26 protein-coding genes are annotated in these 24,011 nt (G+C 63.6%); 7 read left to right on the forward strand and 19 right to left on the reverse strand.

What is annotated here, in order from left to right; translation table 11 throughout:
• A partial coding sequence (locus AC3WOS_RS06145; protein WP_492714991.1) for an alkaline phosphatase family protein occupies window positions 1-1,589 on the forward strand: 1,589 nt, incomplete at its 5' end.
• Between the two features lie 206 nt (window positions 1,590-1,795).
• Here AC3WOS_RS06145 and AC3WOS_RS06150 read toward each other — a convergent pair.
• A complete protein-coding gene (locus tag AC3WOS_RS06150; RefSeq protein WP_492714992.1) occupies window positions 1,796-2,107 on the reverse strand; it encodes a PsiF family protein in 312 nt (103 codons plus the stop codon).
• A gap of 74 nt (window positions 2,108-2,181) precedes the next feature.
• Window positions 2,182-2,598: a YidB family protein gene (locus AC3WOS_RS06155; protein WP_492714993.1), complete on the reverse strand. Its 417-nt coding sequence runs from the start codon at window positions 2,596-2,598 to the stop codon at window positions 2,182-2,184.
• A 202-nt stretch (window positions 2,599-2,800) separates the two neighbouring features.
• On the opposite strand from AC3WOS_RS06155, the gene AC3WOS_RS06160 reads away from it, so the two are divergent.
• Window positions 2,801-3,463 (forward strand): glutathione S-transferase family protein, encoded by a 663-nt coding sequence (locus tag AC3WOS_RS06160; protein ID WP_492714994.1) that lies wholly within the window; start codon window positions 2,801-2,803, stop codon window positions 3,461-3,463.
• Window positions 3,464-3,468: 5 nt separating this feature from the next.
• Here the strand turns inward: AC3WOS_RS06160 and AC3WOS_RS06165 are convergent, their stop codons facing one another.
• The gene (locus AC3WOS_RS06165; protein WP_492714995.1) at window positions 3,469-4,374 is read right to left on the reverse strand and encodes a DMT family transporter; all 906 of its coding nucleotides are present in this window, start codon (window positions 4,372-4,374) and stop codon (window positions 3,469-3,471) included.
• Between the two features lie 249 nt (window positions 4,375-4,623).
• Here AC3WOS_RS06165 and AC3WOS_RS06170 point away from each other — a divergent pair, with 249 nt between their 5' ends.
• From AC3WOS_RS06170 to AC3WOS_RS06190, 5 genes are all read left to right on the forward strand, one after another.
• A complete protein-coding gene (locus AC3WOS_RS06170) occupies window positions 4,624-5,637 on the forward strand; it encodes a porin (protein ID WP_492714996.1) in 1,014 nt (337 codons plus the stop codon).
• A 99-nt stretch (window positions 5,638-5,736) separates the two neighbouring features.
• Window positions 5,737-5,946, forward strand: coding sequence for a DUF3460 family protein (locus AC3WOS_RS06175; RefSeq protein WP_492714997.1), 210 nt, complete (start codon window positions 5,737-5,739; stop codon window positions 5,944-5,946).
• A gap of 93 nt (window positions 5,947-6,039) precedes the next feature.
• Complete coding sequence (locus AC3WOS_RS06180; protein ID WP_492715183.1) at window positions 6,040-6,918, forward strand: segregation and condensation protein A; 879 nt, start codon at window positions 6,040-6,042, stop codon at window positions 6,916-6,918.
• A gap of 43 nt (window positions 6,919-6,961) precedes the next feature.
• Window positions 6,962-7,801, forward strand: coding sequence for a pantoate--beta-alanine ligase (gene panC, locus AC3WOS_RS06185; protein WP_492714998.1), 840 nt, complete (start codon window positions 6,962-6,964; stop codon window positions 7,799-7,801).
• A gap of 252 nt (window positions 7,802-8,053) precedes the next feature.
• On the forward strand, window positions 8,054-8,779 hold the full coding sequence (locus AC3WOS_RS06190) for a transposase (protein WP_492714999.1): 726 nt from the start codon (window positions 8,054-8,056) through the stop codon (window positions 8,777-8,779).
• Between the two features lie 290 nt (window positions 8,780-9,069).
• Here AC3WOS_RS06190 and AC3WOS_RS06195 read toward each other — a convergent pair whose 3' ends face one another.
• The 16 genes from AC3WOS_RS06195 to flhD all read right to left on the reverse strand — a co-directional run bounded on the left by AC3WOS_RS06195 (window position 9,070) and on the right by flhD (window position 23,587).
• The gene (locus tag AC3WOS_RS06195; RefSeq protein ID WP_492715000.1) at window positions 9,070-10,278 is read right to left on the reverse strand and encodes an EAL and HDOD domain-containing protein; all 1,209 of its coding nucleotides are present in this window, start codon (window positions 10,276-10,278) and stop codon (window positions 9,070-9,072) included.
• Between the two features lie 55 nt (window positions 10,279-10,333).
• On the reverse strand, window positions 10,334-10,981 hold the full coding sequence (cheZ, locus tag AC3WOS_RS06200) for a protein phosphatase CheZ (RefSeq protein WP_492715001.1): 648 nt from the start codon (window positions 10,979-10,981) through the stop codon (window positions 10,334-10,336).
• A 4-nt stretch (window positions 10,982-10,985) separates the two neighbouring features.
• Window positions 10,986-11,375 (reverse strand): chemotaxis response regulator CheY, encoded by a 390-nt coding sequence (gene cheY / locus AC3WOS_RS06205; protein WP_008450066.1) that lies wholly within the window; start codon window positions 11,373-11,375, stop codon window positions 10,986-10,988.
• A 125-nt stretch (window positions 11,376-11,500) separates the two neighbouring features.
• The gene (locus tag AC3WOS_RS06210; RefSeq protein WP_492715002.1) at window positions 11,501-12,571 is read right to left on the reverse strand and encodes a protein-glutamate methylesterase/protein-glutamine glutaminase; all 1,071 of its coding nucleotides are present in this window, start codon (window positions 12,569-12,571) and stop codon (window positions 11,501-11,503) included.
• A 36-nt stretch (window positions 12,572-12,607) separates the two neighbouring features.
• The gene (cheD, locus tag AC3WOS_RS06215; RefSeq protein ID WP_492715003.1) at window positions 12,608-13,204 is read right to left on the reverse strand and encodes a chemoreceptor glutamine deamidase CheD; all 597 of its coding nucleotides are present in this window, start codon (window positions 13,202-13,204) and stop codon (window positions 12,608-12,610) included.
• 9 nt (window positions 13,205-13,213) lie between these two features.
• Window positions 13,214-14,086: a CheR family methyltransferase gene (locus tag AC3WOS_RS06220; RefSeq protein WP_492715004.1), complete on the reverse strand. Its 873-nt coding sequence runs from the start codon at window positions 14,084-14,086 to the stop codon at window positions 13,214-13,216.
• Between the two features lie 52 nt (window positions 14,087-14,138).
• On the reverse strand, window positions 14,139-15,839 hold the full coding sequence (locus tag AC3WOS_RS06225; protein ID WP_492715005.1) for a methyl-accepting chemotaxis protein: 1,701 nt from the start codon (window positions 15,837-15,839) through the stop codon (window positions 14,139-14,141).
• Between the two features lie 133 nt (window positions 15,840-15,972).
• A complete protein-coding gene (locus AC3WOS_RS06230) occupies window positions 15,973-16,461 on the reverse strand; it encodes a chemotaxis protein CheW (protein ID WP_492715006.1) in 489 nt (162 codons plus the stop codon).
• A 29-nt stretch (window positions 16,462-16,490) separates the two neighbouring features.
• The gene (gene cheA / locus AC3WOS_RS06235) at window positions 16,491-18,719 is read right to left on the reverse strand and encodes a chemotaxis protein CheA (RefSeq protein ID WP_492715007.1); all 2,229 of its coding nucleotides are present in this window, start codon (window positions 18,717-18,719) and stop codon (window positions 16,491-16,493) included.
• Window positions 18,720-18,764: 45 nt separating this feature from the next.
• Window positions 18,765-19,130 carry a response regulator gene (locus tag AC3WOS_RS06240; RefSeq protein WP_492715008.1) on the reverse strand — a complete coding sequence of 122 codons (366 nt, stop codon included), beginning with the start codon at window positions 19,128-19,130 and terminating at the stop codon, window positions 18,765-18,767.
• Window positions 19,131-19,201: 71 nt separating this feature from the next.
• Window positions 19,202-19,750 carry a chemotaxis protein gene (locus AC3WOS_RS06245; RefSeq protein ID WP_492715009.1) on the reverse strand — a complete coding sequence of 183 codons (549 nt, stop codon included), beginning with the start codon at window positions 19,748-19,750 and terminating at the stop codon, window positions 19,202-19,204.
• A gap of 45 nt (window positions 19,751-19,795) precedes the next feature.
• The gene (gene motB / locus AC3WOS_RS06250; protein WP_492715010.1) at window positions 19,796-20,722 is read right to left on the reverse strand and encodes a flagellar motor protein MotB; all 927 of its coding nucleotides are present in this window, start codon (window positions 20,720-20,722) and stop codon (window positions 19,796-19,798) included.
• Between the two features lie 49 nt (window positions 20,723-20,771).
• On the reverse strand, window positions 20,772-21,632 hold the full coding sequence (gene motA / locus AC3WOS_RS06255; RefSeq protein WP_492715011.1) for a flagellar motor stator protein MotA: 861 nt from the start codon (window positions 21,630-21,632) through the stop codon (window positions 20,772-20,774).
• Window positions 21,633-21,819: 187 nt separating this feature from the next.
• Window positions 21,820-22,611: a class I SAM-dependent methyltransferase gene (locus tag AC3WOS_RS06260; RefSeq protein ID WP_492715012.1), complete on the reverse strand. Its 792-nt coding sequence runs from the start codon at window positions 22,609-22,611 to the stop codon at window positions 21,820-21,822.
• A gap of 40 nt (window positions 22,612-22,651) precedes the next feature.
• Window positions 22,652-23,197 (reverse strand): flagellar transcriptional regulator FlhC, encoded by a 546-nt coding sequence (flhC, locus tag AC3WOS_RS06265; protein ID WP_492715013.1) that lies wholly within the window; start codon window positions 23,195-23,197, stop codon window positions 22,652-22,654.
• A 72-nt stretch (window positions 23,198-23,269) separates the two neighbouring features.
• Window positions 23,270-23,587: a flagellar transcriptional regulator FlhD gene (gene flhD, locus AC3WOS_RS06270; RefSeq protein ID WP_008450090.1), complete on the reverse strand. Its 318-nt coding sequence runs from the start codon at window positions 23,585-23,587 to the stop codon at window positions 23,270-23,272.
• Window positions 23,588-24,011: the final 424 nt, after the last annotated feature.

Here is a 24,011-nt window from a genome sequence, read left to right on the forward strand (position 1 = left end):
CCCCCGCCCTCCCTGCCGCGCAGCCCAAGCTGGTCGTGGTGCTGGTGGTGGATGGCCTGCCCAACGAGCAGGTGCTGCGCTACCGCGAGCAGTTCGGCCAGGGCGGCCTGCGGCGCCTGATGGACCAGGGCGCGTGGTTCAGCAACGCCCACCAGGCGCACGGCGTCACCGTAACGGCGGTCGGCCACAGCGCCGTGCTGACCGGCGCCTATCCGTACCAGCACGGCATCATCGGCAACAACTGGATAAACCCCGTCACCAAGCAATCGGTCTACTGCACGGAAGACCACAACTACCACTACATCGGCGCGCCGACCAAAAGCGACGACGGCACCTCGCCCGCCCGCCTGCACGTGAGCACGGTGGGCGACGAGCTGCGCTACGCCACCGGCAACCGCGCCAAGGTGGTGACCGTGTCCGGCAAGGACCGGGGCGCCATCCTGCTGGCCGGTAAAACGGGCACCGCCTACATGTACATGGAAAGCACGGGCAACTTCGCCAGCAGCACCTACTACATGCAAAGCCACCCGGCCTGGGTGCAGCACTACGAAGCGAGCAAGCCGCAGGATCGCTACTACGGCAAATCCTGGGTGCCCCTGCTGGCCGATGCGGCCTACGCGGGCGACGCCGCCGACAACCTCACGCCCTCCAAGCCCGGCGTGCGCAACACCTTCCCGTTCTCCTACTACAGCGAGAGCGGCGAACTCGATGCCGGCTATTACAAGCGCCTCAAGAGCGGCCCCTTCCTCGACGAGCTGACGCTGGACTTCGCCCGCGCCGCCATCGAAGGCGAACATCTGGGCGCCAATCCGGCCGGCGTGCCGGACCTGCTGGGCGTGAGCCTGTCGGCGCACGACTACGTGAACCACGCCTTCGGCCCGGAAAGCAAGATGTCGCACGACCACCTGCAGCGGCTGGACCGCATGCTGGCCGGCTTCTTCGGCTACCTCGACCAGCGCGTCGGCCTCGACAACATGCTGGTGGTGCTGACGGCCGACCACGGCTTCCCCAACGTGCCCGAATTCGCCCAATCCCAGCACCTGGACGCACAGCGCCTGGACGGCGACAAGCTGATCGCCGCGCTGAACCAGCACCTGGAAGCGCAATACAAGGTGGGCAAACTGGTGAACGCCTGGTCGCTGCCCAATGTGCACCTGGACTACGCCCTGATCGACAAGAGCGGCCTGCGCCGCGAGGAAGTGGAAAACACGGCCGCCCGTTTCGTGCGGGACCAGGCCGGCGTGGCCGAAGTCTACACCCGCACCCAGTTCGACAACGGCGCCGTGAACGGCACCCGCATCGCCACCCTGATGCGGCGCGCCTGGAACCGGGAAGCGTCGGGCGACCTGATGGTGGTCACCAAGCCCTACTGGTACTTCGGCACGGGCACCACGGGCACCTCGCACGGCTCGCCGTACGCATATGACACCAACGTCCCGCTGATGCTCATGGGCAAACGCTGGATCAAGCCCGGCTACTACGGCCAGTATGCGGAAGTGGTCGACCTGGCGCCCACCTTGGCCAACCTGCTGCACGTGCGTCCGCCGGCCGCCGCCGAAGGCCGCGTCCTGACCGAAACGCTGCGCTGACCGGAAAAATGGGGACGTACCCCATTTTTCCCCTTTTCGCAGTGCGGCGGGCCGTGCGCAGCGACCAGCCCAAGCAGATTAAAAAAGGGGGACGTAACACGGTTTTCAGCTTGCCTGAAAACCGTGTTACGTCCCCCTTATTGAACACCGCGTTATGTCCCCAACCTTTTTAGGGACGGGGTCAGGCGTACCGTCTATTGGTTCCCTTATTTGCCCGAGCTCAGGCACTTCTTCATGAAGACTTTGCGCTCGTCGCCTTTCATCGGACCGGCGTCGGCATTGCAGGTCTTCATCTTGCTCTGCTGGGTGGCAGGCTCGGCGGCGGCGGCCGGTTTGTTGCTCAGGCACTCTTTCATGAAGGCCTTGCGCTCATCGCCCTTTTTGCCTGCGGCGTCCGCGTTGCAGGTGGTCATCTTGCTCTGCTGGGCTGTCTTGGAGGCGGAGGCCGCTTCAGGCGCGGCAGCCAATGCGGCGGTCGACACCAGGGCGGCCAGACATACGGCGATCATCTTTTTCATGAAATATCCTCGTTTTTTGAATTGAATTAAAGTTATTACTGCACCCGCCACGCAGCGCACCGAGCGCCGCGCGGTTATCCCAACAATCGTCCTGCCAGCATGCTCAAGCCTTGCGACAGCATGCTGCCTTCCGGCATCTGGCCACCCGGGCTCAGCTGGTCGATGAGTTGCGGCAGCAATTGCGCCAGGCCGCCGGCAGCATGTTCCGGCGCCACACCGGCTTGCCGCGCCACCTGCGCCAGCTGGTCCGCGCCCAGCGCCTCAGCCAGCTGGCCGGCCGACACCGGCAGATTCGCCCCGCTGCCTATCCACGACGCCACATGGTCGCCCAGGCCGCTCGCCCTGAGCTGTTCCAGCAGGGCCGGCACGCCGCCCGCATTGTCTATCATGGTCATCACGCCGGCCATCAGGCTGCCTTGCGGCGCGCCATCCTGGCCTTGTGCTCCGGCCGCAGCCGTGATCTGCCCCACCAGCTGATCTAGTAATCCCATCATGTTCTCCTGAATTGGCGCTGCGCGGAAAGTGGCCGATATGCCGCCCCGTCAAACTTGCGGCATATTAACAACCTTATGTTACTGCAAATGGATGAGCTGGTAACACGAATTTCAATTGGGACAGCGCCGTGCGCCGCGTCTGCCCAAATTGCGTTAGATTGGCCAGTACGCAAGCATTCTTGGCTCGAGGAGGAAGACGATGTCGCTGACGTTGTACTATCACCCGCTGGCATCCTACTGCCACAAAGTGTTGATTGCGCTATATGAAAACGGCACGCCATTCGAGAAGCGGCTGATCGACCTGGGCAAGCCCGAGGACCGGGCCGAACTGCAAGCGCTGTGGGCGCCGGCCCGTTTTCCCGTGCTGCGCGACCATGGGCGCGCGCGCGACGTGCCGGAATCGACCATCATCATCGAATATCTGGACCACCATTACCCGGGCCACCGTCCGCTGATCCCCGCCGACTGGGACGAAGCGCTCGAGGTACGGCTGTGGGAACGCTTCTTCGACGGCTATGTGCAAGACCCCATGCAGCGCATCGTGGCCGACCGCCTGCACCATGCGCAGGCCGACATGGCGCCCCAGCGCACCATGCTGGCCACGGCCTACGGCATGCTGGAGCGGCAACTGGCATCGCGCACCTGGGTGGCGGGACCGGGGTTCAGCATGGCCGATTGCGCGGCGGCGCCGGCCCTGTTCTATGCCAGCACGCTGCGCCCCTTGCCGGATGACCACCACCACCTGCACGCCTATTTCACGCGGCTGATGGAGCGCCCTTCCGTGCGCCGGGTGCTGGAGGAAGCGCGGCCCTATTTCCAGTTCTACCCGTTCCAGGAAGCGATACCGCAGCGCTTCCGCTAGCTACACTAACGCTTGCCGCGCGACGACACGACGATGCCGCCCACGATCAGCGTGAACGCGGCCACGTGGTAGCCGTGCGGCGCCTCGCCCAGAAAGGCCGACGACATCACGGCCGCGAACAGGGGCGTGAGGTTGACGAAGAAGGCGCCGATGGCCGGCCCCGCCTCGCGCACGCCCTCCCCCCAGCAGCGGAACGCGATCACGGCCGGGCACACGGCCACATACAGCAAGGCCGCCGCCAGCGTCCAGCTCCACTGCACGGGCACGCTGCCCAAGGCCCACTCGCCGGCCGCGAACGCGCCCGACCACACCGTGCCAAACGCCACCTGCGCCAGCAGGAAACTGGCCCAGTTGGCCCGAAGGTCGGCTGGTTCATGGGCTCGCGTCAACAGCCAGCTGTAGAGCGACCAGGCGATGGTGGCCAGTATCATGAACATGTCGCCCGCCACCAGCCGCAGCGCCAGCAGATGCTGCCATTGACCGCGCGCCAGCACCAGCAGCACGCCGGCGATCGACAGCACGGCGCCGGCCACCTGGCGCCGCGTGACCCGCACGCCGAAGAACAGCCAGCCCGTCAACATCATCCACACCGGCATGCCCGAGGCCACCAGCGTGACGTTGATGGGCGTCGAACTTTGCAGCGCCATGTATTGCAGCGCGTTGTACATGCCGATGCCCAGCAGTCCCAGCACGGCGAAGCGGCGCCAGTGCGGCCACAGGCTGCTGCCGCGCCGGAAGATGGGGCCGGCCAGCGGCAGCAGGATCACGCAGGCGATCAGCCAGCGCAGGAAATTGAGCAGGATGGGCGGCACCATCTCGTGCACCAGGCGGCCGACGATGGCGTTACCGGCCCATAACAGGGGCGGGATGGTCAGCAACAGGGCGGTCCGGGGCGTGAGGCGGTGGGTCATGCGGCGTGTCCAGAAAGGTGAATCGAGCAAGATTGAACCCTTGAGCATAACCGATCCCGCCCGGGCTTGCCGGCCGCGCGCGGCCGCCTGGCTGTACCGGCGCCGCCACAGTGCCGGCGCGATCGGCATAATTCACGTCAATTGAAGGTAAAATAAGATTCCGCCTTTTATAACGTTGCATGCGTGTAGTGACCGGTTTTCCGGACGCACCGCCTCCTCCCCTCGCCCGCCGGACTGAAAGGATTTGCCATGCGCCCTACCCTGTCCGGCCTGCCGGCCGCGTTGTTGCTGTGCCTGCCCGCACTGTGCCTGGCACAACAATCGGAGCTGCGGGTCTACGGCATCCTCGACGTATTTGCCGGCAATTCCAACAACAGCGGCGGCGTGGCGACCAGGGCCGTCAACAACGGCGGCATGACGACATCCTATTACGGCATCGGCGGCCATGAAGAGCTGGGCAGCGGGCTGAAGGCCGTGTTTGCGCTGGAAGGCGTGGTACGGCTCGATACGGGCGAATCGGGCCGCTTTCCCAACGACCCCATGTTCTCCCGCGCGGCCTATGTGGGCTTGAGCGGCAGCGGCGGTACCTTCAAGCTGGGGCGGGTGCCCAATCCCCTGTTCCAGGCCTCGGCCGCCGTCAATCCCTATGCCTTCTCGACCCGCTTTTCGCCATTGATGACCCAGCTGTGGAGCGCGCCCTACGGCAGCGCCGTCACGGGCGACACGGGCTGGAGCAACGCGCTGCACTACACCTCGCCCACCTTGGGCGGCGTCACCATCGTGGGGCAATACGCCCCGGGCGAAAATCCCGCCACGCCCAGTCATAACGCGGCCGCCGTGCTGCGCTACGAGGCCGGGCCCCTGCTGCTGCTGGCCGGCGGCCAGCGGGTCGAGGCCGGGCTGGGTATCACGGCCGCCGCGCCGCGCCAGGATACATGGCTGACCGGGGTGGCATACGACCTGCACGCCGTCAAACTGTACGCCAGCTACGACCGCAACCGCACCGACGGCACGGGTCGCCGCACCCGCACCGCCCAGCTGGGCCTGCAAATACCGTCCGGCGCCGGACGCTACCTGTTGTCCTGGGCCCGTTCGCACGAGGAAACCCTGGCCAAACCGCAATTTCGCCGCGACACGGCCACGGCTGGCTACGACTACAGCCTGTCGGTGCGGACCGACGTGTATGCCGTGTTCGTGTACGACAAGCTGAGCACGGCCAGCGACGGCAACACGACGGCGCTGGGCATACGCCACAAATTCTAGCGGCCGGCAGCGCGCACTTTCCTGGCGGCAGCGATAGAATTACCGCCGCCGCGCCGGGCGCGGTAAAATACGCGCTGCAGACTCACCCACCTAGCCAATATGAAACTCACTAAACAACACCAGTTGTACGAATCCGACCACACTTTGTTCATCAAGTCGCTGAAGGCCAAGAACCCCGGTATTGAAAAAGGGCAACAAGAAGGTCGCGCCCTGCTGTGGGACCGTCCGCCCGTGCCGCTGGCCGAGCAGGAACGCCAGCTGGCCTCGGCGGTCAAACAACAAGCCTACGTTTACCAGAACAAGCTCTAAGCACCCCAGGCGGGCACCATGTTGCCAGAGGAAACGGCGAGCGCCGACGCGCTGACGCCGGCCGGGGAAGCCGCGCTGGCCGTGGCCGATCCGCTGGCCGCAGCGCTGGCCGCCACGGCGGCCGTTGCCCTTGCGCAAGCGGCCGCATCGGGTGACGCATCCGGCGCCGACGGCGTCCCGGTCCAGGCCGGTGGCGCCGCCTTGGCACGCCTGTACGGCGAACCGCTGCTGCGCCTGCCGACCGACCTCTACATTCCGCCCGACGCCCTGGAAATCTTCCTGGAAGCGTTCGAAGGTCCGCTGGATTTGCTGCTGTACCTGATCCGCAAGCAGAATTTCAACATCCTCGACATTCCGATGGCCCAGGTCACCCTGCAGTACCTGAAATATGTCGACCAGATCCGCCTGTCCAACCTGGAACTGGCGGCCGAATACCTGCTGATGGCGGCCATGCTGATCGAGATCAAGTCACGCATGCTGCTGCCGCAGAAGAAGGCCGAGCATGAGGACGAGGCCGGCGATCCCCGTGCCGAACTGGTGCGCCGCCTGCTCGAATACGAGCAAATCAAGCTGGCCGCCTACGACCTGAACACGATACCGCAGGTGGGGCGCGATTTCGTGCGGACCCAGATCTTCATCGAACAAAGCCTGGTGCCCCACTGGCCCGACGTGGCCGCCATCGACTTGCAGCAAGCCTGGCTGGACGTGCTCAAGCGCGCCAAGCTGACCCAGCACCACAAGATCAGCCGCGAGGAACTGTCGGTGCGCGAACACATGACGGGCATCCTGCGCAAGCTGCAAAACGCCCGTTTCGTCGAGTTCGCCGACCTGTTCGACCTGGCCGGCGGCGTGCCGGTGCTGGTGGTCAACTTCGTCGCCCTGCTGGAGCTGGCCAAGGAAACCCTGATCGAAATTACCCAGGCCGAACCGTTCGCGCCTATCTACGTGCGTCTGGCCTACTCGCCCGCCTGACGGCCGCCCATCGAATTCTCTTTATGCCCATCGCACCCTAGCCATGAAAATCATCTCCTCCATCGAAGAATTGCGCGACCAACTGAGCGGCCAGCTGCGCACCGCGTTCGTGCCCACCATGGGCAACCTGCACGAGGGACACTTGTCGCTGATGCGGCTGGCGCGCAAGCACGGCGACCCCGTGGTGGCGTCCATCTTCGTCAACCGCCTGCAGTTCGGCCCCAACGAAGACTTCGAGAAATACCCGCGCACCTTCCAGGCCGACGTGGAAAAGCTGGAAAAGGAAGGCGTCTACGTGCTGTTCGCGCCGACGGAAAAGGACCTGTATCCCGAGCCGCAGGAGTTCCGCGTCCGTCCGCCTGACGACCTGGGCAACACGCTGGAAGGCGAATTCCGTCCCGGCTTCTTCACCGGCGTGACGACGGTGGTGATGAAGCTGTTCGCCTGCGTGCAGCCGCGCGTGGCCGTGTTCGGCAAGAAGGACTACCAGCAGCTGATGATCATCCGCAACATGGCGCGCCAGTTCGCGCTGCCGACGGAAATCATCGCCGCCGAGACCTACCGTGCCGACGACGGCCTGGCCCTGTCCTCGCGCAATATGTACCTGTCGGAAGCGGAGCGGGCCGAAGCGCCGGCCCTGTTCCAGAGCCTGAACTTCGTGGCCAACGAAATGCGGGCCGGCCACCTGGACATCTTCCAGCTTGAGCACAAGGCGATGGAAGAGTTGGCCAAGCGGGGTTGGAAGCCGGACTACATCTCGATCCGCAAGCGCATCGACCTGCAGCCACCGAGCGCCGGCGACCTGGCCCAGGGCACGCCGCTGGTGGTACTGGCCGCGGCCAAGCTGGGCGGCACCCGCCTGATCGACAACCTGGAAATCTAAGCCAGGCCGCCACCCGGGGGAAACGGGCAAAAAAATGGGGACGTACCCCTTTTCCGAAAAATGGGGACGTCCCCCATTTCTGCCCTTGGGCGCGCGCTTGACGGCCTGCAAATAGCTAGGCCCGGCTGTCCCTGGCGCGCCCTTGACCAGGTCGCACATGACAATCATTCGCTTGTGCCAAGTCAGCGCCATATCAACATCGACCCGCCGACATCGTGCTAACTTCGGTCAACACGACTAGCGGATCCAATCATGCCTCGCCATGCCCGCATCATCCTCGCCAATGTGCCCATTCACCTGATCCAGCGCGGCCATAACCGGCAAGCCTGCTTCTTCGCCGACCAGGACTACTACACCTACCTGGAATGGCTGCGACGTCATGCGGTGGAATCGGACTGCACCATCCACGCCTACGCATTGATGAACAACCATGTGCATCTGCTCCTGTCCGCGGCCACGCCAACCGCACTGGCCGCCATGATGAAAGCACAGAATCAACGCTACGTCCAACACGTGAACAAGACGTATCGGCGGACAGGCACACTGTGGGAAGGACGGTTTCGTTCCTGCCTGACGCAGGAGGACGGCTATTTTTTCACCTGCCAGCGATATATCGAACTGAACCCGGTACGGGCCGGGATCGTCACCCATCCGGCCGACTATCGCTGGTCCAGCTACCGGGCCAACGCCGAGGGCGAATCGAATCTTCTAGTGCGGCCACATGCGTTGTATTTAGCCCTGGGTGACAATGAGACACAACGCCAGGCGGCCTATCGGGACTTGTTCAGGCACGCACTCCGGCCCGAACTCGTCGAACAGATCCGGCATGCCACCAATGGCAATTTTGCGCTCGGCAATGCGCGGTTCACTGAGGAGCTCGACAAAACACTGAAATGTACGATGACACCAAGAAAAGTCGGCCGGCCGCGTAAAACGACGGAATCAGGATGCAGCTACCTTATTGAGCCGACAGACTGAGCGAAAAACCAGCACAATGCATTCGCATTCTGCGTACTGCCCCCGCCTTCGTAAATGGGGTACGTCCCCATTTCCGAAAAAGGGGTACGTCCCCATTTCAGCGCTACCTGATTGAGCCGATAAACTGAGCGAAATACCAGCACAACGCATTCGCATTCTGCCCGCCTTCGTAAATGGGGTACGTCCCCATTTTCGATGTTACATCCCCATTTGTCCGCCTTCTTGGCATGCGGGAGCCAGAAACAAGAAAACCAGCCGCAGCTGGTCTCGTCTTGTTCGACGGCGAGTTGTCAGCTGGCCACGTTCTGCGCCCAGGCCAGGGCCGACAGGTGGGCTTTGTTCACGTCCAGCGGCGTCAGGTTCAGCGATGCGGCCAGCGAGGCCACCAGCGCGGAATTGAGTTCGCACGCTTCGGCCAGCGCCAGGTAGGGGCCGTACTTGCCGCCGCGCGTGAGCAGCGCCGCGACCACGTCGTCCGACAGCTGGATCGCTTCCAGCACTTCCTTCATCGGTATGCCCAGCAGCCGGTCCAGCAGCGAGAACATGCCGGCCACGAAGATGTTTTCCGCTTCGCTCTTGCCCAGCGCGCCCTGCCCCAGCAGTTCGGCCAGCCGCCCCCGCACCACGGCCGTCTCCAGCAGCACGGGCGAGTAGCCGCTGGTGCTGGCCGTGGCCAGCAGCAACGTGAGCCAACGGTACAGCGGCGTGTAGCCAAGCAGGGTCAAGGCCTGGCGCAGCGACTGCACTTCACGCCCGGCGCCAAAACCGGCCGAGTTGATGAAGCGCAGCAGCTTGTACGACAGCGTAGCGTCGCGCTTGAGTACCGCTTCGATCTGCTGGATGTCGGCGTTCTGCTTCACCATCTGCATCAGCTGCATGATGATGGTCTGGGCCGGGTTCATGCCCTTGGCGTCCGTGCCGGGCCGCGGCGTCAGGTGCAGCTTGCCGACGAAGGCGTCCAGCCCCAGCGAAGCGCAGGCGTCGAAGTCGGCCCAGGTGGTCACGGGCCGCCCCACCATGCGCACCGTCGATTGCTTGAGCAGCGCGTAACTGCGCGCCTGGGAGGCCACGTCGGCGCCGGAAAAGCGCACTTCCACGTAGGAGGCAATGGTGGGCAGGCGGTTGCCGATGCGGGCCAGGTCTGCGTCGCGCAGCAAGATGCCCACGCCGCCCGCGCGCAATGCCTGCACGGCCTGCAGCGTGGTGGGATTGGCCAGCTCGCTGGTCTTGATGGACAGCACGGTGTGTTCGGGCGGCATGCTGTGCAGCGCGTCCGTCGACAGCATGGCCGGCACGGCCTGCAGGAACAGGGTCTTGTCGCGCAGCAGCCAGCCGCCGTCGTCGTCGTTGACCTGGCCGGCCACGAAGCCGACCAGCTGCTCCAGGTCGTCCGCCGTGATCGGCGCCGCCGACGATTGCTGCCACGTCAGTTCATACCCGACCACGCGCTGCTTGGGATCGAGCAGCGGTTCACGGACAAGGAAATTGGTTTGATGCATGGTGATCTGTCCAGGGGGCCCAACGAAAACTGCCGGCCACAGCCGGCAGCCTGCCTTAAAAGCCGAGACTGTCGAGCAGGTCGTCGACCTGGCTCTGGTCGGCCACCACGCCCTCGCCGGTCGGATCGATCTGCGGGCCGTTCAGCAAGCCGTTTTCATGCTCCTTGCGCATCTGCTCGGGCGCGAAATCGATCAGCATCTGCACCAGCTGCTGCTCCAGGTTCTGCGCGATCGAGGTGACTTTCTTGATCACCTGACCCGTCAAATCCTGGAAGTCCTGGGCCATCATGATGTCCATCAGATGGGCCTTGGTGGCGCTGGTGGCGACGCCCGTCGCGCCCAGCGCGGCTACCGTCTGCAGGGCCAGCGCGCGCCACTGCGCTTCGCTGGCACCGCCGTCGAGCAAGCCTTGCCAGGCAGCGCCCAGCTGACGGGCTTGCACCGCGATCTCATCTTGCAGGGGGCTGGCCGCGTCCGTGGCGTTCAATACCTTTTGCGCCGCGTCTTCGCTCAGGCGCGCCACGTAGTCGAGGCGGTCGCGGGCATCGGGGATGTCCGAGGCCGCCTTTTCGATCAATTTGTCCAGTCCCAGGCCGCGCAGGCTTTCGTGCAGCGCACGGGTCATGTGACCGATGCGCGACAGGAACTCCTCGCTCGGCTCCGCCATCTGCTGCAGGACGGCGCCGCTGTGATGCTCACCCATGGTGTCAGGCCCCGAGTTTCTCGAAGATCTTGTTGAGCTTTTCGTCCAGCGTGGCGGCCGTGAAGGGCTTGACCACGTAGCCGTTGGCGCCGGCCTGGGCCGCCGCGATGATGTTTTCCTTCTTCGCTTCGGCAGTCACCATCAGCACCGGCAGCTTGGCCAGCGCGGGATCGGCACGGATGTTTTGCAGCATGGTCAGGCCGTCCATGTTGGGCATGTTCCAGTCCGACACCACGAAGTCGAACGATTCAGCGCGCAGCTTGGCCAGCGCCATCACGCCGTCCTCAGCCTCGTCGACGTTGGCATAACCCAGTTCTTTCAACAGATTCCGGACAATGCGGCGCATCGTCGAAAAATCGTCTACTACTAAAAATTTCATCTTTGGATCAGCCATGAATTACTCCGTTGATTCTCTTACGCGGTTGTTAATAGTGACTACAATTGTCAGCAAGTTGTAGGATAGCATTTTCGTTGCTGCAAGGCGAACAAAGTCGCAGTAAAACGTCATCCTTGTCCTGTTTACACGCGTAAAGCGCGCATGCCGTGGGCGGCCAGGTAACCGAGCACCATGCCCGGCAACGCCTGCAGCGCCCCCACCTCGTGCGTGGCGCCGACGGCGATCGCTTCGCGCGGCATGCCGAACACGACGCAACTGGCTTCGTCCTGCGCAAAATTATACGCGCCGGCCGTCTTCATCTCCAGCATGCCGGCCGCCCCGTCCTTGCCCATGCCCGTCAGGATCACGCCCACCGCGTTCTTGCCGGCGCACTGGGCGGCCGAGCGGAACAGCACGTCCACGGAAGGCCGGTGCCGGTTCACCGGTTCGCTCTGCTCGATCTTGGTCATGTAGTTGGCGCCGCTGCGGGTCAGCAGCAGGTGCGAGTGGCCGGGGGCAATGTAGGCGTGGCCGGGCAGCACGCGCTCGTTGCCGGCCGCTTCCTGCACCGAGATCTTGCACAGCGAGTCGAGCCGCTTGGCGAACGAGCGGGTGAAGCCTTCGGGCATGTGCTGGGTGATCAGGATGCCGGGGCAGTCGGACGGCATCTGCATCAAAAATTCGCGGATCGCCTCCGTGCCGCCGGTGGAGGCGCCGATGATGATCAGCTTTTCCGACGAGGTGAGCGGATTGCGCAGCTGGGGCAGCGGCGCGTGGCCGTCCGCGCCGGGCTGGGGCAGCGTGCGGGCCCGCACCCTGGCCTTGGAGGCGGCCCGGATCTTGTCCGTGATCAGCTCCGTGTATTCACGCATGCCGGCCTGGATCGAGATCTTGGGCTTGGTGACGAAGTCCACCGCGCCCAGTTCCAGCGCGCGCATGGTGATCTCGGAGCCGCGCTCGGTCAGCGACGACACCATCACCACCGGCATGGGGCGCAGGCGCATCAGCTTTTCCAGGAAATCGAGGCCGTCCATCTTCGGCATTTCCACGTCCAGGGTGAGGACGTCGGGATTGGTCTGCTTGATCAACTCGCGCGCCACCAGGGGGTCGGGGGCCACGCCTACCACTTCCATGTCGGGCTGGCTGTTGATAATTTCCGTCATGACGCTGCGGATCAGCGCGGAGTCATCGACGATCAGGACTTTGATCTTCATACACGGTCTTTCCGGGCCTGTTGCCCTTTTCTTTTATCAGAACAGATCGATCGCACCGGCCACCGGCGCCACCTTGAGGCGGCTGGCGTACTCGATCTCGCGCCGCGCCAGCGTATCGTTATGGGTCTGCATCAGCTTCTTGACCAGCACCTTGCCGGTGCGGGGGAAGAAATACACCTTGCGCGGGTGGATGTCGTTCAAGTCCTCGGCCACCACGCGGATGCGCTCGACCTTGAGGAAGTTGAGCACGAAGGCGGCGTTACGCTCGCCCACGTTGATGGCGGTGAAGCCCTTGAGCACGGCGCCGCCGCCGAACACCTTGGCCTCCAGGTTCTCGCGCCGGGCGCCGGCCTTGAGCAGGTCGTTGATCAGCACTTCCATGGCGTAGGTGCCGTAGCGGGCCGAGGCCGACACGGGGCTGCCGTCGCCGCCGCCGTCGGGCAGCATGAAGTGGTTCATGCCGCCCAGACCCGTGGTACGGTCACGGATGCAGGCCGATACGCACGAACCGAGCACGGTGACGATCAGCATGTCCTTGTTAGTGTAGTAGTACTCGCCCGGCAGGATCTTGGCGGCGTCACAGTCGAACGTTCTATCGTAATAGACGTTGGTGGCAAATTGTTCGAGGTCCATGTTCTATTCTCATGTGCGTTGCGACGCGAGCCTCTGCACGGCGCCCTGGTGCTGGCCTTCGAGCTCGTACACCGTCTTGCCGCGCAGTTTCAGGGAGTCCGACACGTAGAGGAAGTTCTCCGAGTGGCCCGCGAACAGCAGGGCATGGGGTTTCATCAGCGGCACGAAGCGCGACAGGATCTTGCGCTGGGTCGCCTTGTCGAAGTAAATCATCACATTACGGCAGAAGATGACGTCGAACGGCCCGCTGATCGGCCAGCCGTCGGCCAGCAGGTTGAGCTGCTTGAAGGTGATCATCTGGCGCAGCTCGGGCCGCACCCGCACCAGGCCCTCGCGCTCGCCCTTGCCTTTCAGGAAAAAGCGGCGCTGGCGCTCGGGCGACATCTTCTCGATCCGGTCCATGGTGTAGACGCCGTTGGCGCCCGTGGCCAGCACGTTGGTGTCGATGTCGGTGGCGATGATCTGGCACGGCGGCGTGAGCGTGTTGAACGCCTCGCACATGGTCATGGCGATCGAATACGGTTCCTCGCCGGTGGAACTGGCCGAGCACCAGATGGTGATCGGCCCCTGCAGGTGCTTCACATGCTCGGCCAGCAACGGAAAGTGGTGGGCCTCGCGGAAGAACGACGTCAGGTTGGTGGTCAGCGCATTGGTGAACGCTTCCCATTCCTCGCCCAGGCGACCCGCTTCCAGGTCGTCCAGGTACTTGCCGAAACTGCCGATGCCGGTGGCGCGCAAACGCCGCGCCAGCCGGCTGTACACCATCTCCTGCTTGCTGTCGGCCAGCGAGATGCCGGCCCGTTTGTAGATCAGGCCGCGGACCCGTTCAAAGTCCTTGGCGTTGAAATCAAACTCCTTGACGGTGTCTTTACTATGCGGCATTTGTCTTACCCTTCACTCTATCCTGCAACAATGCCTGGCTTGCTACGCTTGCTTAAAACTCTTCCCAGTCGTCGCCGGGCGCCGCGGCGGCCAGCTTCTTGGGCGTGGCCGGACGGGCCGTCACGGCCCGCACCGGCACCGGACGCGGCGCCGCCACGGCCGGCGCGGCCGGACGCACCGGCGGCGCCGGACGGCGGCTCTGCTCGTCGTGCGACAGCTTGAAGATGCTGACCGCCTCAGCCAGCTTGTGGGCCTGTTCCTGCATGCTCTCGGCCGCCGCCGCGGCCTGTTCCACCAGGGCCGCGTTCTGCTGCGTCATTTCGTCCATCTGGGTGATGGCCTGGTTCACTTCCTCGATGCCGTTGCTCTGCTCCTGGGTGGCGGCCGTGATTTCGCCCATGATGTCGGCCACCTGCTTGATCGAGGTCACGATCAGGTCCATGGTCTGGCCAGCCTCGTCCACCAGCTTGCTGCCGGCATCGACCTTGTCCACCGAGTCGCCGATCAGTTCCTTGATTTCCTTGGCGGCGCCGGCCGAACGCTGGGCCAGGTTGCGCACCTCGGCCGCCACCACGGCGAAGCCGCGGCCCTGCTCGCCCGCGCGGGCCGCTTCCACGGCCGCGTTCAGGGCCAGGATGTTGGTCTGGAAGGCGATGCCGTCGATCACGCCGATGATGTCGACGATCTTGCGCGACGATTCCTTGATCGAACCCATGGTGTCGACCACCTGCGACACCACGGTGCCGCCCTTGACGGCCACCGACGATGCCGACACGGCCAGCTGGTTGGCCTGGCGCGCGTTGTCCGCGTTCTGCTTGACGGTGGAAGTCAGTTCCTCCATCGAGCTGGCCGTCTCTTCCAGCGAGCTGGCCTGCGATTCCGTGCGCGAGGACAGGTCGGCGTTGCCGGAGGCGATCTCCTGCGAGGCGACGGTGATGGTCTCGGTGCCCGAGCGTACTTCGCCCACGGTCTTGACCAGGCTCTCGTTCATGTCCTTCAGTGCCTGCAGCAGTGCGCTGGTCTCGTCACGGCCTTCCACCGTCACCTGCGAGGTCAGCTCGCCGGCCGCCACTTTCTGCGCCACTTCCAGCGCGCCCGACAGCGGCACGGTGATGGAGCGGGTGATGATCAGCGCGCAGCCCACGCCCAGCGCCACGGCCACCGCGCCCAGGCCGAACAGCATCAGCATGAGCTGGGTGTCGGCGGCCACCGAGCCGTCCATCACGTCCTTGGCGGCGGCCTGCTGGATGTCGACCACCTTGTTGATCAGGGCCAGCGTCTGCTGGTTCAGCGGGTCGATGCGGCTGGCGATCACCTTGGCCGCGCCTTCGCTGTTAAAGGCCAGCACCTGGCCGATGGCTTCCTTGAAGGCCGCATCGGTGTCGGTGTCGAGCGTGGCGATGTCGGTCAGGATCTTCTTTTCCGCCTCGTTCAAGCCCAGGCTCTTGAGCTGGCCGATGGCCGTCTCGTACAGTTTGCGCTGCTCCTTGACCTTGGCCTCTTCCTTCTGCATCAGGCTCACGTCCGACTGCAGGCCGATATTGCGCATGGCGATGCCCGTTTCCAGCATCGCGCTCTTCATGATGGCCGCCTGCAGGCTCTTGGCGGTCGACAGCTGCAAGCCCTTGGTCAACTTGGCCTTGTTGCTGTAATTGAGGAAGTTGGCCGACAACACCATGGCCACCAGGATCAGCAGGATGACGCCGAAGCCCATCATCAGCCGGGATCCAATCTTAACATCGCGTAAATTCATTTCAGTTCTCCCCTTGTGCCTGCTTGTTATACTGCGCCCCGGACACTACCCGGGTGCTTGCCGTCCTCCGGCTCTCTGCGGAGCGTCGCCGGCGTGTTATGCGTTGCCGCTTGCGCGGCGCCAGATGCCCGCCTCAGGCGGCCAGCGTTTCGATCAATCCCATCTCCGGGCTCGACATCAGTTTGTCGATGTCGACCAGGATCAGCATGCGCTCGTCGATCGTGCCCAGCCCGATCATGTAATCGGTGCTGAAGGCGGTGCCCATTTCCGGCGCCGGCTTGACCTGCTCCGGCGTCAACGTGGTCACGTCCGACACCGAATCGACCACCATGCCGACTATGCGTCCGCCGATGTTCAGGATAATCACCACGGTAAATTGGTCGTAGACCGGGGTGCCCAGGTTGAACTTGATGCGCATGTCCACCACCGGAATGATGATGCCGCGCAGATTAATGACACCCTTGATGAACTCCGGTGCGTTGGCGATCCGGGTCACGGTCTCGTAGCCGCGGATCTCCTGCACCTTCAGGATGTCGATGCCGTATTCCTCCGAGCCCAGCGTAAAAGCCAGGAATTCGTGGCCGGCGATCTCTTTTGCCCCTATGGTAAGCGCTTCTGCCATGATGCGTCCCTATTTATAAATCAATGAATTCATGAAAAGATCGATTCGTCGGCCAGTTGGCGCGACGAGCGTATCAAGGCCGCCACATCGAGGATCAGCGACACGCCGCCGTCACCCAGGATGGTGGCGCCGGAAATGCCGGCCACCTTGCGGTAATTCGATTCCAGGTTCTTGACCACCACCTGCTGCTGCCCCACCAGGTCGTCGATGAACAGGCCGGCCTTGCGCCCTTCGGTCTCGATGATGACGACGATGCCCTCGGACGGGCAGGTAAAGCGCGGGGTGATGTCGAACATCTGGTACAGCGGCACCAGCGGCAGGTATTCGCCGCGCACCTTGACCACCTTGCCCTTGCCGCTGATTTCCTTGACGTCTTCCGGCGCCGGCTGCAGCGATTCGATCACAAAGCCCAGCGGCAGGATGTAGACTTCCTCGCCGACCCGGATCGACATGCCGTCCAGGATGGCCAGCGTGAGCGGCAGCGAGATCGAGATGGTGGTGCCGAAGCCCTTGGCCGAGCGGATGTCGACCACCCCGCCCATGGCGGTAATGTTGCGCTTGACGACGTCCATGCCCACGCCGCGGCCGGACACGTCCGTCACCTGTTCGGCCGTCGAGAAGCCGGGCGCGAAGATCAGCTGCCAGACGTCGGCGTCGGCCATGGTGTCGCTCACCGGCAGGCCGCTTTGCATGGCCTTGGCCAGGATCTTCTCGCGGTTCAGGCCACCGCCGTCGTCCGACACTTCGATGATGATGTTGCCGCCCTGGTGGCTGGCCGACAGGAACAGGCGGCCGGCGTCGGTCTTGCCGGCCGCGCGCCGCACTTCCGGCATTTCGATGCCGTGGTCGATGCTGTTGCGCACCAGGTGGGTGAGCGGATCGACGATGCGCTCGATCAGGCCCTTGTCGAGCTCCGTGGCGGCGCCGTTGGTGATGAAATCGACTTTCTTGCCCAGCTTGGCCGCCAGGTCGCGCACCATGCGCGGGAAGCGCGAGAACACGAAGTCCATCGGCATCATGCGGATCGACATCACCGCTTCCTGCAAATCGCGCGTGTTGCGGGTCAGCTGGCTGACGGAGTTGAGCAGGCGCTCGTGCACCATGGGGTCGAGCGTGTCGACCCGCTGCTCGATCATGGCCTGGGTGATCACCAGCTCGCCCACCAGGTTGATCAGCTGGTCCACCTTCTCGATCGAGACGCGGATCGACGACGACTCGGCGCCGGGGGCGGAGCCACCGGCCTTCTCTTCCTTCTTGCCCGGCTTTTTCTCGTGCTCGTCGGCGTGCTGCGCCACCACCACGGGCGGCGCCTCGGCCGGCAGGCCGGCAGCGGCCCGGATCTGTTCGATGGGCTGGAAGAAACCATAGCCGCGCGCATCGTCCGCCCCTTCGGCGGCGGCGGCGCGGATTTCGGCTAGCGGCTGGAAGAAACCATAGCCGGCCCCCGCCGGCGCGGCCGTGGACGCAGCCGCCGGCGCGGCCGGCGTCAGCTCCACCGGGTCGAAGAAGCCGTAACCGAGTTCCTCCTCCGTCCTGGCGCGCTGCGCCTGTTCCAGGCTGGCCTGCTGTTCCGTCAGGGCCGGCAGTTCCGTCACTACCATCTGGTCCGGATTGAGCACGAAGGAGCAGATGGCGATGATGTCGTCCAGGCTCTCGTGGGTGGTGACCACCATCGCGTTGCGGTCCTGGTCGAGCGGGGTGATGGACACATGGCCCATCAGGCCCAGCTCCGCGCCCAGGGCCGTCACCTCGCGGTGCACCATGGACGGCAGTTCCAGCCGGTAGCGCCGCCCGCCGCTGTGGTCGACGGCGGCGGCCGCCTCGGGCGCGTGGAACGAAGGCGCGATCGGAGCCAGCGCGGCCACCGGCGCGTCCTGCGACAGCGATTGCAGCATCATGCGCACGTCGGCCACGGCGTCCTGGTCCACCTCGGCGCCGTGGCGGTGGCCGTCCAGCTGCATCTTGAGGATGTCCTTGGCCGCCAGGAAGGCGTCCACGTGCTCGGAGGTGAGCGCCATCTCGCCCTTGCGCACGCGGTCGAGCAGGGTTTCCAGGATGTGCGTCACTTCCGTCATGTCGGTCACGCCGAACGTGGAGGCGCCGCCCTTGACGGAATGGGCGGTGCGGAAGATCGCATTGAGGTCTTCGGCATCGGGGGCGTCGATGTTGACGGCCAACAGCAGCCGCTCCATTTCAGCCAGCAGTTCCTCGGCTTCATCGAAGAAGACCTGGAAAAACTGGCTAATATCGATGGTCATGGTGATACTCCGTGAAGTTCGCTTTGCATCAGTGCACTCGCTTCATCAGCCGATGACCTTTTTCACAACCTCGATCAGGCGCTGCGGGTCGAACGGCTTGACCAGCCAGCCGTTGGCGCCGGCGGCGCGGCCCTTGGACTTCATTTCGTCGGACGATTCCGTGGTCAGCATCAGGATCGGCACCTTCTGGTAGGCCGGCAGTTCGCGCAGCAGCTTGATCAGCTGCAGGCCGTCCATGCGCGGCATGTTCTGGTCGGTCAGCACCAGGTCCACCGTTTGCAGCTTGGCTTTTTCCAGACCGTCCTGGCCGTCGACCGCCTCCACCACCAGGTAGCCGGCCGCCTTGAGGCTGAAGGCCACCATCTGGCGCAGGGAACTGGAATCATCAACTGCAAGTATTGTTTTAGCCATCTTTGCTCTCACTCTTCAATTCCGGGGCCAGGCGGCCCCCTCTTTTTAAACGATCGATACGCCGCACCGGGCTAGAACAGCTCGATGTCGCCGCTCTCCAGGTGTTTTTGACTGACGGCCTTGCGCAGCACGCTGCGCAATTCCAGGCTCTGTATCGCCAGCGCCATGCTGACCTTACCCAGCAAGGCCACGATTTCCTCGTTGTCGCTCTCGGGCAGCATCTCGGCGCCATGGGCGCCCAGGGTGCCAAGAAATTCGCGCAAGCCCGTCACGCGCTTCAGGGTGCGATCGATCAGCTGGCTCGTCATGTCCTGGAACTGCATGCTGGTGATGGCCGCGTTGACGTGGCTGCCCACCTGGGCGTGCAATGCCTCCAGCCTGGCCTTCTGCTCGGCCGTGGGCGTGCCGCCGGCCAGCAGCAGGCGGATGGTGTCCTGTTCCGCCTCCACGGCCTGGTGGATGGCCATGAAGTTGAAGGTCAGCTTTTCGATCGCTTCCTCCAGCAGCAGGCCGGTCTGGATCAGGTCCGTCTCCACCTCCGTCAGGTGGCGCCGCCCATGGTCGGACACGCCGGACAACAGGCGTTTGACATGTGAGCCAAGTATCTTTTTTCTCGTCATAACTGTCTCGTTGTTCTGCTCATACTGTGCGCACCGCGCCGGCCATCATTTGCCGGCCGCGGCGGCCGCCGCCCTGGTTGCGGGTTCGGCCGGGCCGACGTCGATTTTGGCGCCGTCGCGCATCACGTTTTCTTCCGTCTTCTTGTTCATCACAATGATGCTGATGCGGCGGTTGATCGGGTTGAAGGGGTCTTGCTTGTCGAGGTGGGCGGCCGACGCCAGGCCCACCACGCGCAGGATCTTGTTCTCGTTCATGCCGCCGGCGATCAGGGCCCGGCGCGACGCGTTGGCGCGGTCGGCCGACAGTTCCCAGTTGCTGTAGCCGGCGTCGCTCAGGTAGGGCGTCGAATCGGTGTGGCCGGACAGGCCGATCTTGTTGGGCACGTCGTTCAGCACGAAGCCGATCTCGTACAGGATGTCGCGCGTGTACGGCTGCAGCTCGGCCTTGGCCAGCGCGAACATGGGCCGGTTCTGCTCGTCGACGATCTGGATCCGCAAGCCTTCGCTGGTAAAGTCCAGCAGCAGCTGGTTCTTGTACTTCTTGAGCAGCGGGTTGGACTCGATCTTCGATTCGATCTTTTCCTTGAGCGCCTGCAGGCGCAGGGTTTCCTCGTGCTCGAGGGCCTGCTTGGCGGCCGTCAGGTTGTAGCTCTTCTTGATGGCAGGGTCGTCCGTGGCCTTGACCTGGCCTTCCTTGCGCGTCAAGTCCTTGCCGCCGCCGGGGATGACGGAGGAGCTGTCGCCGCTGCCGGCGCCGCCCTGCATGGCCACCTTGAGCGGGGTCTTGAAGTATTCGGAGATGCCGTTCAGGTCGCCCTTGGTGGTCGATCCGAGCAGCCACATCAGCAAGAAGAAGGCCATCATGGCCGTCACGAAGTCGGCGTACGCGATCTTCCACGCGCCGCCGTGGTGACCACCGCCGCTCTTCTTGATGCGCTTGACGATAATTGGCCGCAAGCCTTCTTCAGCCATGTCGTGTCCTTGTGATGTGCATACCCGAGATCATACCGTGCGACAGGGCTTACTTCGACTTCGATTTCTTGATATGGTCCTCTAACTCGGCAAAAGTAGGACGTTCCGTCGAGTACAGCACCTTGCGACCGAACTCGACCGCCAGCGCCGGCGCATAACCGTTCAGGCTGGCCAGCAGGGTCACCTTGACGCACTGGTACATCTTGGTCGACTCTTCCAGCTTCTGTTCCAGCAGGCTGGCCAGCGGACCGACGAAACCGTAGGCCAGCAAGATACCGAGGAAGGTGCCGACCAGCGCGTGCGCGATCAGGATGCCGAGCTCGGCCGGCGGAATGCCCACCGATTCCATCGTGTGCACCACGCCCATCACGGCCGCCACGATACCGAACGCCGGCATGCCGTCGCCCAGCTTGGCCAGCGCGTGCGACGGCACCATGCCTTCGTGGTGGTGGGTGTCGATCTCGTTATCCATCAGATTTTCGATCTGGAAGGCATCCATGTTGCCCGACACCATAAGGCGCAGGTAATCCGTCATGAACTCGACGATATGATGGTCGTGCAGCACGCCAGGATACTTGCTGAACAGGGGACTCTCATGCGGCGCATCAATATCGCCTTCGATCGACATCAAGCCTTCCTTGCGCACCTTGGACAGCACGTCGAACAGCAGCGCCATCAGTTCCATGTACAGGTCTTTGGTGTAGCGCGAGCCCTGGAGCAGGGTCGGCAGCGCGGCCAGCGTGGCCTTGATGGCCTTGCCGTTGTTACCGACCAGGAAGGCGCCCGCCGCACCGCCACCGATCATCACCAGTTCCAGCGGCTGCAGCAGCGCGGCCAGATGGCCGCCATTGAGCGCAAAACCGCCGAACACGCCAGCGCAGACTACGATATATCCGATTATGACTAACAAGTGCGCTGACTCCCCTCATTACGCTGCGCCGCAACATCGACTCCGTCACGACGGTGAACGCGGACGCCGGATGCGCGAAGAGGGACAGAATGTAAGCTCATCCGCCCTCTGAATTCATTAAATTTATACGTGGAACTACAATAACGTGAGAATGGCGACCCGGCAAGTAAATAACGCCAAATGATGCTTAAAAGTACCATGCGTACAGAGGGGGGCCGCCCGCTATGGGAAACAGGGTGCGGTCGGGGTCGCGGGCGGCGATGGCAAACTCATAACTGAGCAAAACGGCGCCAGTCCGCATTTCCGCTGACGCCTTGCGCCACAGGCCGTCCATGGCGGCCGGCGACAGGTAGGCGAACACGACGTCGAATTGAGCGAAATCAAGCAATTCGTAATCGCCGCGCACGAAACGGGCTGCACTGCCGGCCAGCTTGGCCCGCGCCGCGCTCACCAGCCATGGCAGCGGCGCCAGTTCGATGCCCAGGCAGGCCGCGTCGGGACGGCGCCGGGCCAGGTACAGCACCAGCCCACCGAGGCCGCTGCCGATGTCGATCATGCGCACGGGCCCGGCCGGCAGCAACTGCTCGACGGCCTGCCAGACGGCCAGCCGCGACGGGTAATACGGTACCTGGGTGCGGAAGGTGGACCAGTACAGCACCAGCAGGAACAAGAAGGCGAACAGGAACAGCGACGGCGGCAGCCGCAGCGCGCTGGCGCCCAGCAGGGCAACGGGGAACAGCAACTGGATGGGACGCCACCACGGCGCCAGGCCCAGCTTGTAGGTGGCCATGGCCGCCAGCGCGCCCTGCAGCAGGGCCACCGTCAGCAGTGTGACGGGCAGGCGCAAGGTGGCGAGCAGGTAAACGAGGAACAGCGTGGGCAGCACGGCCACGCACTGGATCAACAGGGCTTGTACGGCGGGTGCGCGCAGCAGGCGGCCGGGCCGCGACGGACGGAGGGGACCGGCGGGCCGGCTCACGCCCTGCCCCGCCCGGCCTTGATGGATGGAGCGCCTTGCCTCACGCGGCCAGGGCGTCGGCGTCGCGCGACTTCTTGGTCTTGCCGGCGCGCGAAGGCATGTGGCACAGGCCGCAGACATAGCAGCCGTTCAAATCCATGCAATTGACGACGAACTTGCCCTGGCATTTGCCGCAGGGGGCCAGTTCCAGCATCTTGCTGCCGAAGAAGCGCACCAGGGTCCAGGCGCGCGTCAGCGACAGCAGCGGCTCCTGGCCCGGTTCCGGCGGCATCTGCTCCAGATACAGCTTGTAGGCCTTCATGATGGCTTCGATGCCCGTGGCGCCGGCATGGTCGACCAGAAACTTGTAGATATTGATGAACAGCGAGGAATGGATGTTCGGCTGCCAGGTGAGGAACCAGTCCGTCGAGAACGGCAGCATGCCCTTGGGTGGCGACACCCCTTTCAATTCCTTGTACAGCTTGAGCAGGCGCTCGCGCGACAGTGACACTTCCGATTCGAGCAACTGCAGGCGGGCGCCGAGCTGGATCAGTTCAATCGCAAGCTGGATTTCCTGCGCTTCCGATACGACACTTTTCTTGGCCATGATGGGGCTCCTCGATGTTGCTAGCTGCTTGCTGGCGGGTTGCTGGGTAAGGCGAACTGAAAGGCGACGCGCTTAAGCGATCTCTTCCACCGCCTGGCCGGCCATCAGGATGGCGGCGTGGGACTGGGCCAGCACGCGGTCCTTATTGTAGTTGGTCAGCATGGACAGGATGGCGCTGTCGTCGAAGCGGAAGCGGGCCAGCATCATGTTGCCGCCTGCCAGCTTGAGGATCTGGGCGTTGCTCATGCCCTCGATCAGGTCGGCGATTTCGGCCGCGATACCCAGGCGGAAGATTGCCGTCACCTTGTCCGCACGAATCATCTGCTGAGCCAGCATCAGGTAGCTCAGGTTAGCGTCGCGAATTTCGGCCATCATATCGTTAGCAGTCATTTCCATCTCCTCGATCCGTTATCTTCACTGCGGAACACAATTGCGTTTCCAGTGAGATACATTCTGCGGGAGCAACAAAAATACCAGTAGAGGCGACTCTCTGTATTTTCCGTCGGGAAATAGCGGGTGCGACCTGTCGGTGTTTGTCTTACAAACACTCGCAGATCGGTCTCCTACGCCCTTGCGGCGCGGGTTTCAAGCGGTCGGGAAGCTTCAAAAACATCCTGTCCTAAGCATCAAAATAGTGCGTTACAGCGACTCTTTTTTGCTACATCTAACCCGGTTACGGCAGCCTCTTCAGGAACTTTAGGGTCTGGACGAAAAAAATTGAAAATATTTTCGATTTTTTACATCCACCTGCCGGGCCGGCTCTGAACACCGCTCAACTACCTTTTTGCGGCTTTCATGAAACTGGTAACGGCAC

The sequence above is a fragment of the Rugamonas sp. FW305-51 genome (assembly GCF_058786935.1).

Excerpts from the sequence above, each read along its gene's own strand:
- AC3WOS_RS06150 (WP_492714992.1), bottom strand. The coding sequence starts at position 2,107 with ATGAAAAAGATGATCGCCGTATGTCTGGCCGCCCTGGTGTCGACCGCC.
- AC3WOS_RS06155 (WP_492714993.1), bottom strand. The coding sequence starts at position 2,598 with ATGGGATTACTAGATCAGCTGGTGGGGCAGATCACGGCTGCGGCCGGA.
- AC3WOS_RS06160 (WP_492714994.1), top strand. The coding sequence starts at position 2,801 with ATGTCGCTGACGTTGTACTATCACCCGCTGGCATCCTACTGCCACAAA.
- AC3WOS_RS06165 (WP_492714995.1), bottom strand. The coding sequence starts at position 4,374 with ATGACCCACCGCCTCACGCCCCGGACCGCCCTGTTGCTGACCATCCCG.
- AC3WOS_RS06170 (WP_492714996.1), top strand. The coding sequence starts at position 4,624 with ATGCGCCCTACCCTGTCCGGCCTGCCGGCCGCGTTGTTGCTGTGCCTG.
- AC3WOS_RS06175 (WP_492714997.1), top strand. The coding sequence starts at position 5,737 with ATGAAACTCACTAAACAACACCAGTTGTACGAATCCGACCACACTTTG.
- panC (WP_492714998.1), top strand. The coding sequence starts at position 6,962 with ATGAAAATCATCTCCTCCATCGAAGAATTGCGCGACCAACTGAGCGGC.
- AC3WOS_RS06190 (WP_492714999.1), top strand. The coding sequence starts at position 8,054 with ATGCCTCGCCATGCCCGCATCATCCTCGCCAATGTGCCCATTCACCTG.
- AC3WOS_RS06195 (WP_492715000.1), bottom strand. The coding sequence starts at position 10,278 with ATGCATCAAACCAATTTCCTTGTCCGTGAACCGCTGCTCGATCCCAAG.
- cheZ (WP_492715001.1), bottom strand. The coding sequence starts at position 10,981 with ATGGGTGAGCATCACAGCGGCGCCGTCCTGCAGCAGATGGCGGAGCCG.
- cheY (WP_008450066.1), bottom strand. The coding sequence starts at position 11,375 with ATGGCTGATCCAAAGATGAAATTTTTAGTAGTAGACGATTTTTCGACG.
- AC3WOS_RS06210 (WP_492715002.1), bottom strand. The coding sequence starts at position 12,571 with ATGAAGATCAAAGTCCTGATCGTCGATGACTCCGCGCTGATCCGCAGC.
- cheD (WP_492715003.1), bottom strand. The coding sequence starts at position 13,204 with ATGGACCTCGAACAATTTGCCACCAACGTCTATTACGATAGAACGTTC.
- AC3WOS_RS06220 (WP_492715004.1), bottom strand. The coding sequence starts at position 14,086 with ATGCCGCATAGTAAAGACACCGTCAAGGAGTTTGATTTCAACGCCAAG.
- AC3WOS_RS06225 (WP_492715005.1), bottom strand. The coding sequence starts at position 15,839 with ATGAATTTACGCGATGTTAAGATTGGATCCCGGCTGATGATGGGCTTC.
- AC3WOS_RS06230 (WP_492715006.1), bottom strand. The coding sequence starts at position 16,461 with ATGGCAGAAGCGCTTACCATAGGGGCAAAAGAGATCGCCGGCCACGAA.
- cheA (WP_492715007.1), bottom strand. The coding sequence starts at position 18,719 with ATGACCATCGATATTAGCCAGTTTTTCCAGGTCTTCTTCGATGAAGCC.
- AC3WOS_RS06240 (WP_492715008.1), bottom strand. The coding sequence starts at position 19,130 with ATGGCTAAAACAATACTTGCAGTTGATGATTCCAGTTCCCTGCGCCAG.
- AC3WOS_RS06245 (WP_492715009.1), bottom strand. The coding sequence starts at position 19,750 with ATGACGAGAAAAAAGATACTTGGCTCACATGTCAAACGCCTGTTGTCC.
- motB (WP_492715010.1), bottom strand. The coding sequence starts at position 20,722 with ATGGCTGAAGAAGGCTTGCGGCCAATTATCGTCAAGCGCATCAAGAAG.
- flhC (WP_492715013.1), bottom strand. The coding sequence starts at position 23,197 with ATGGCCAAGAAAAGTGTCGTATCGGAAGCGCAGGAAATCCAGCTTGCG.
- flhD (WP_008450090.1), bottom strand. The coding sequence starts at position 23,587 with ATGACTGCTAACGATATGATGGCCGAAATTCGCGACGCTAACCTGAGC.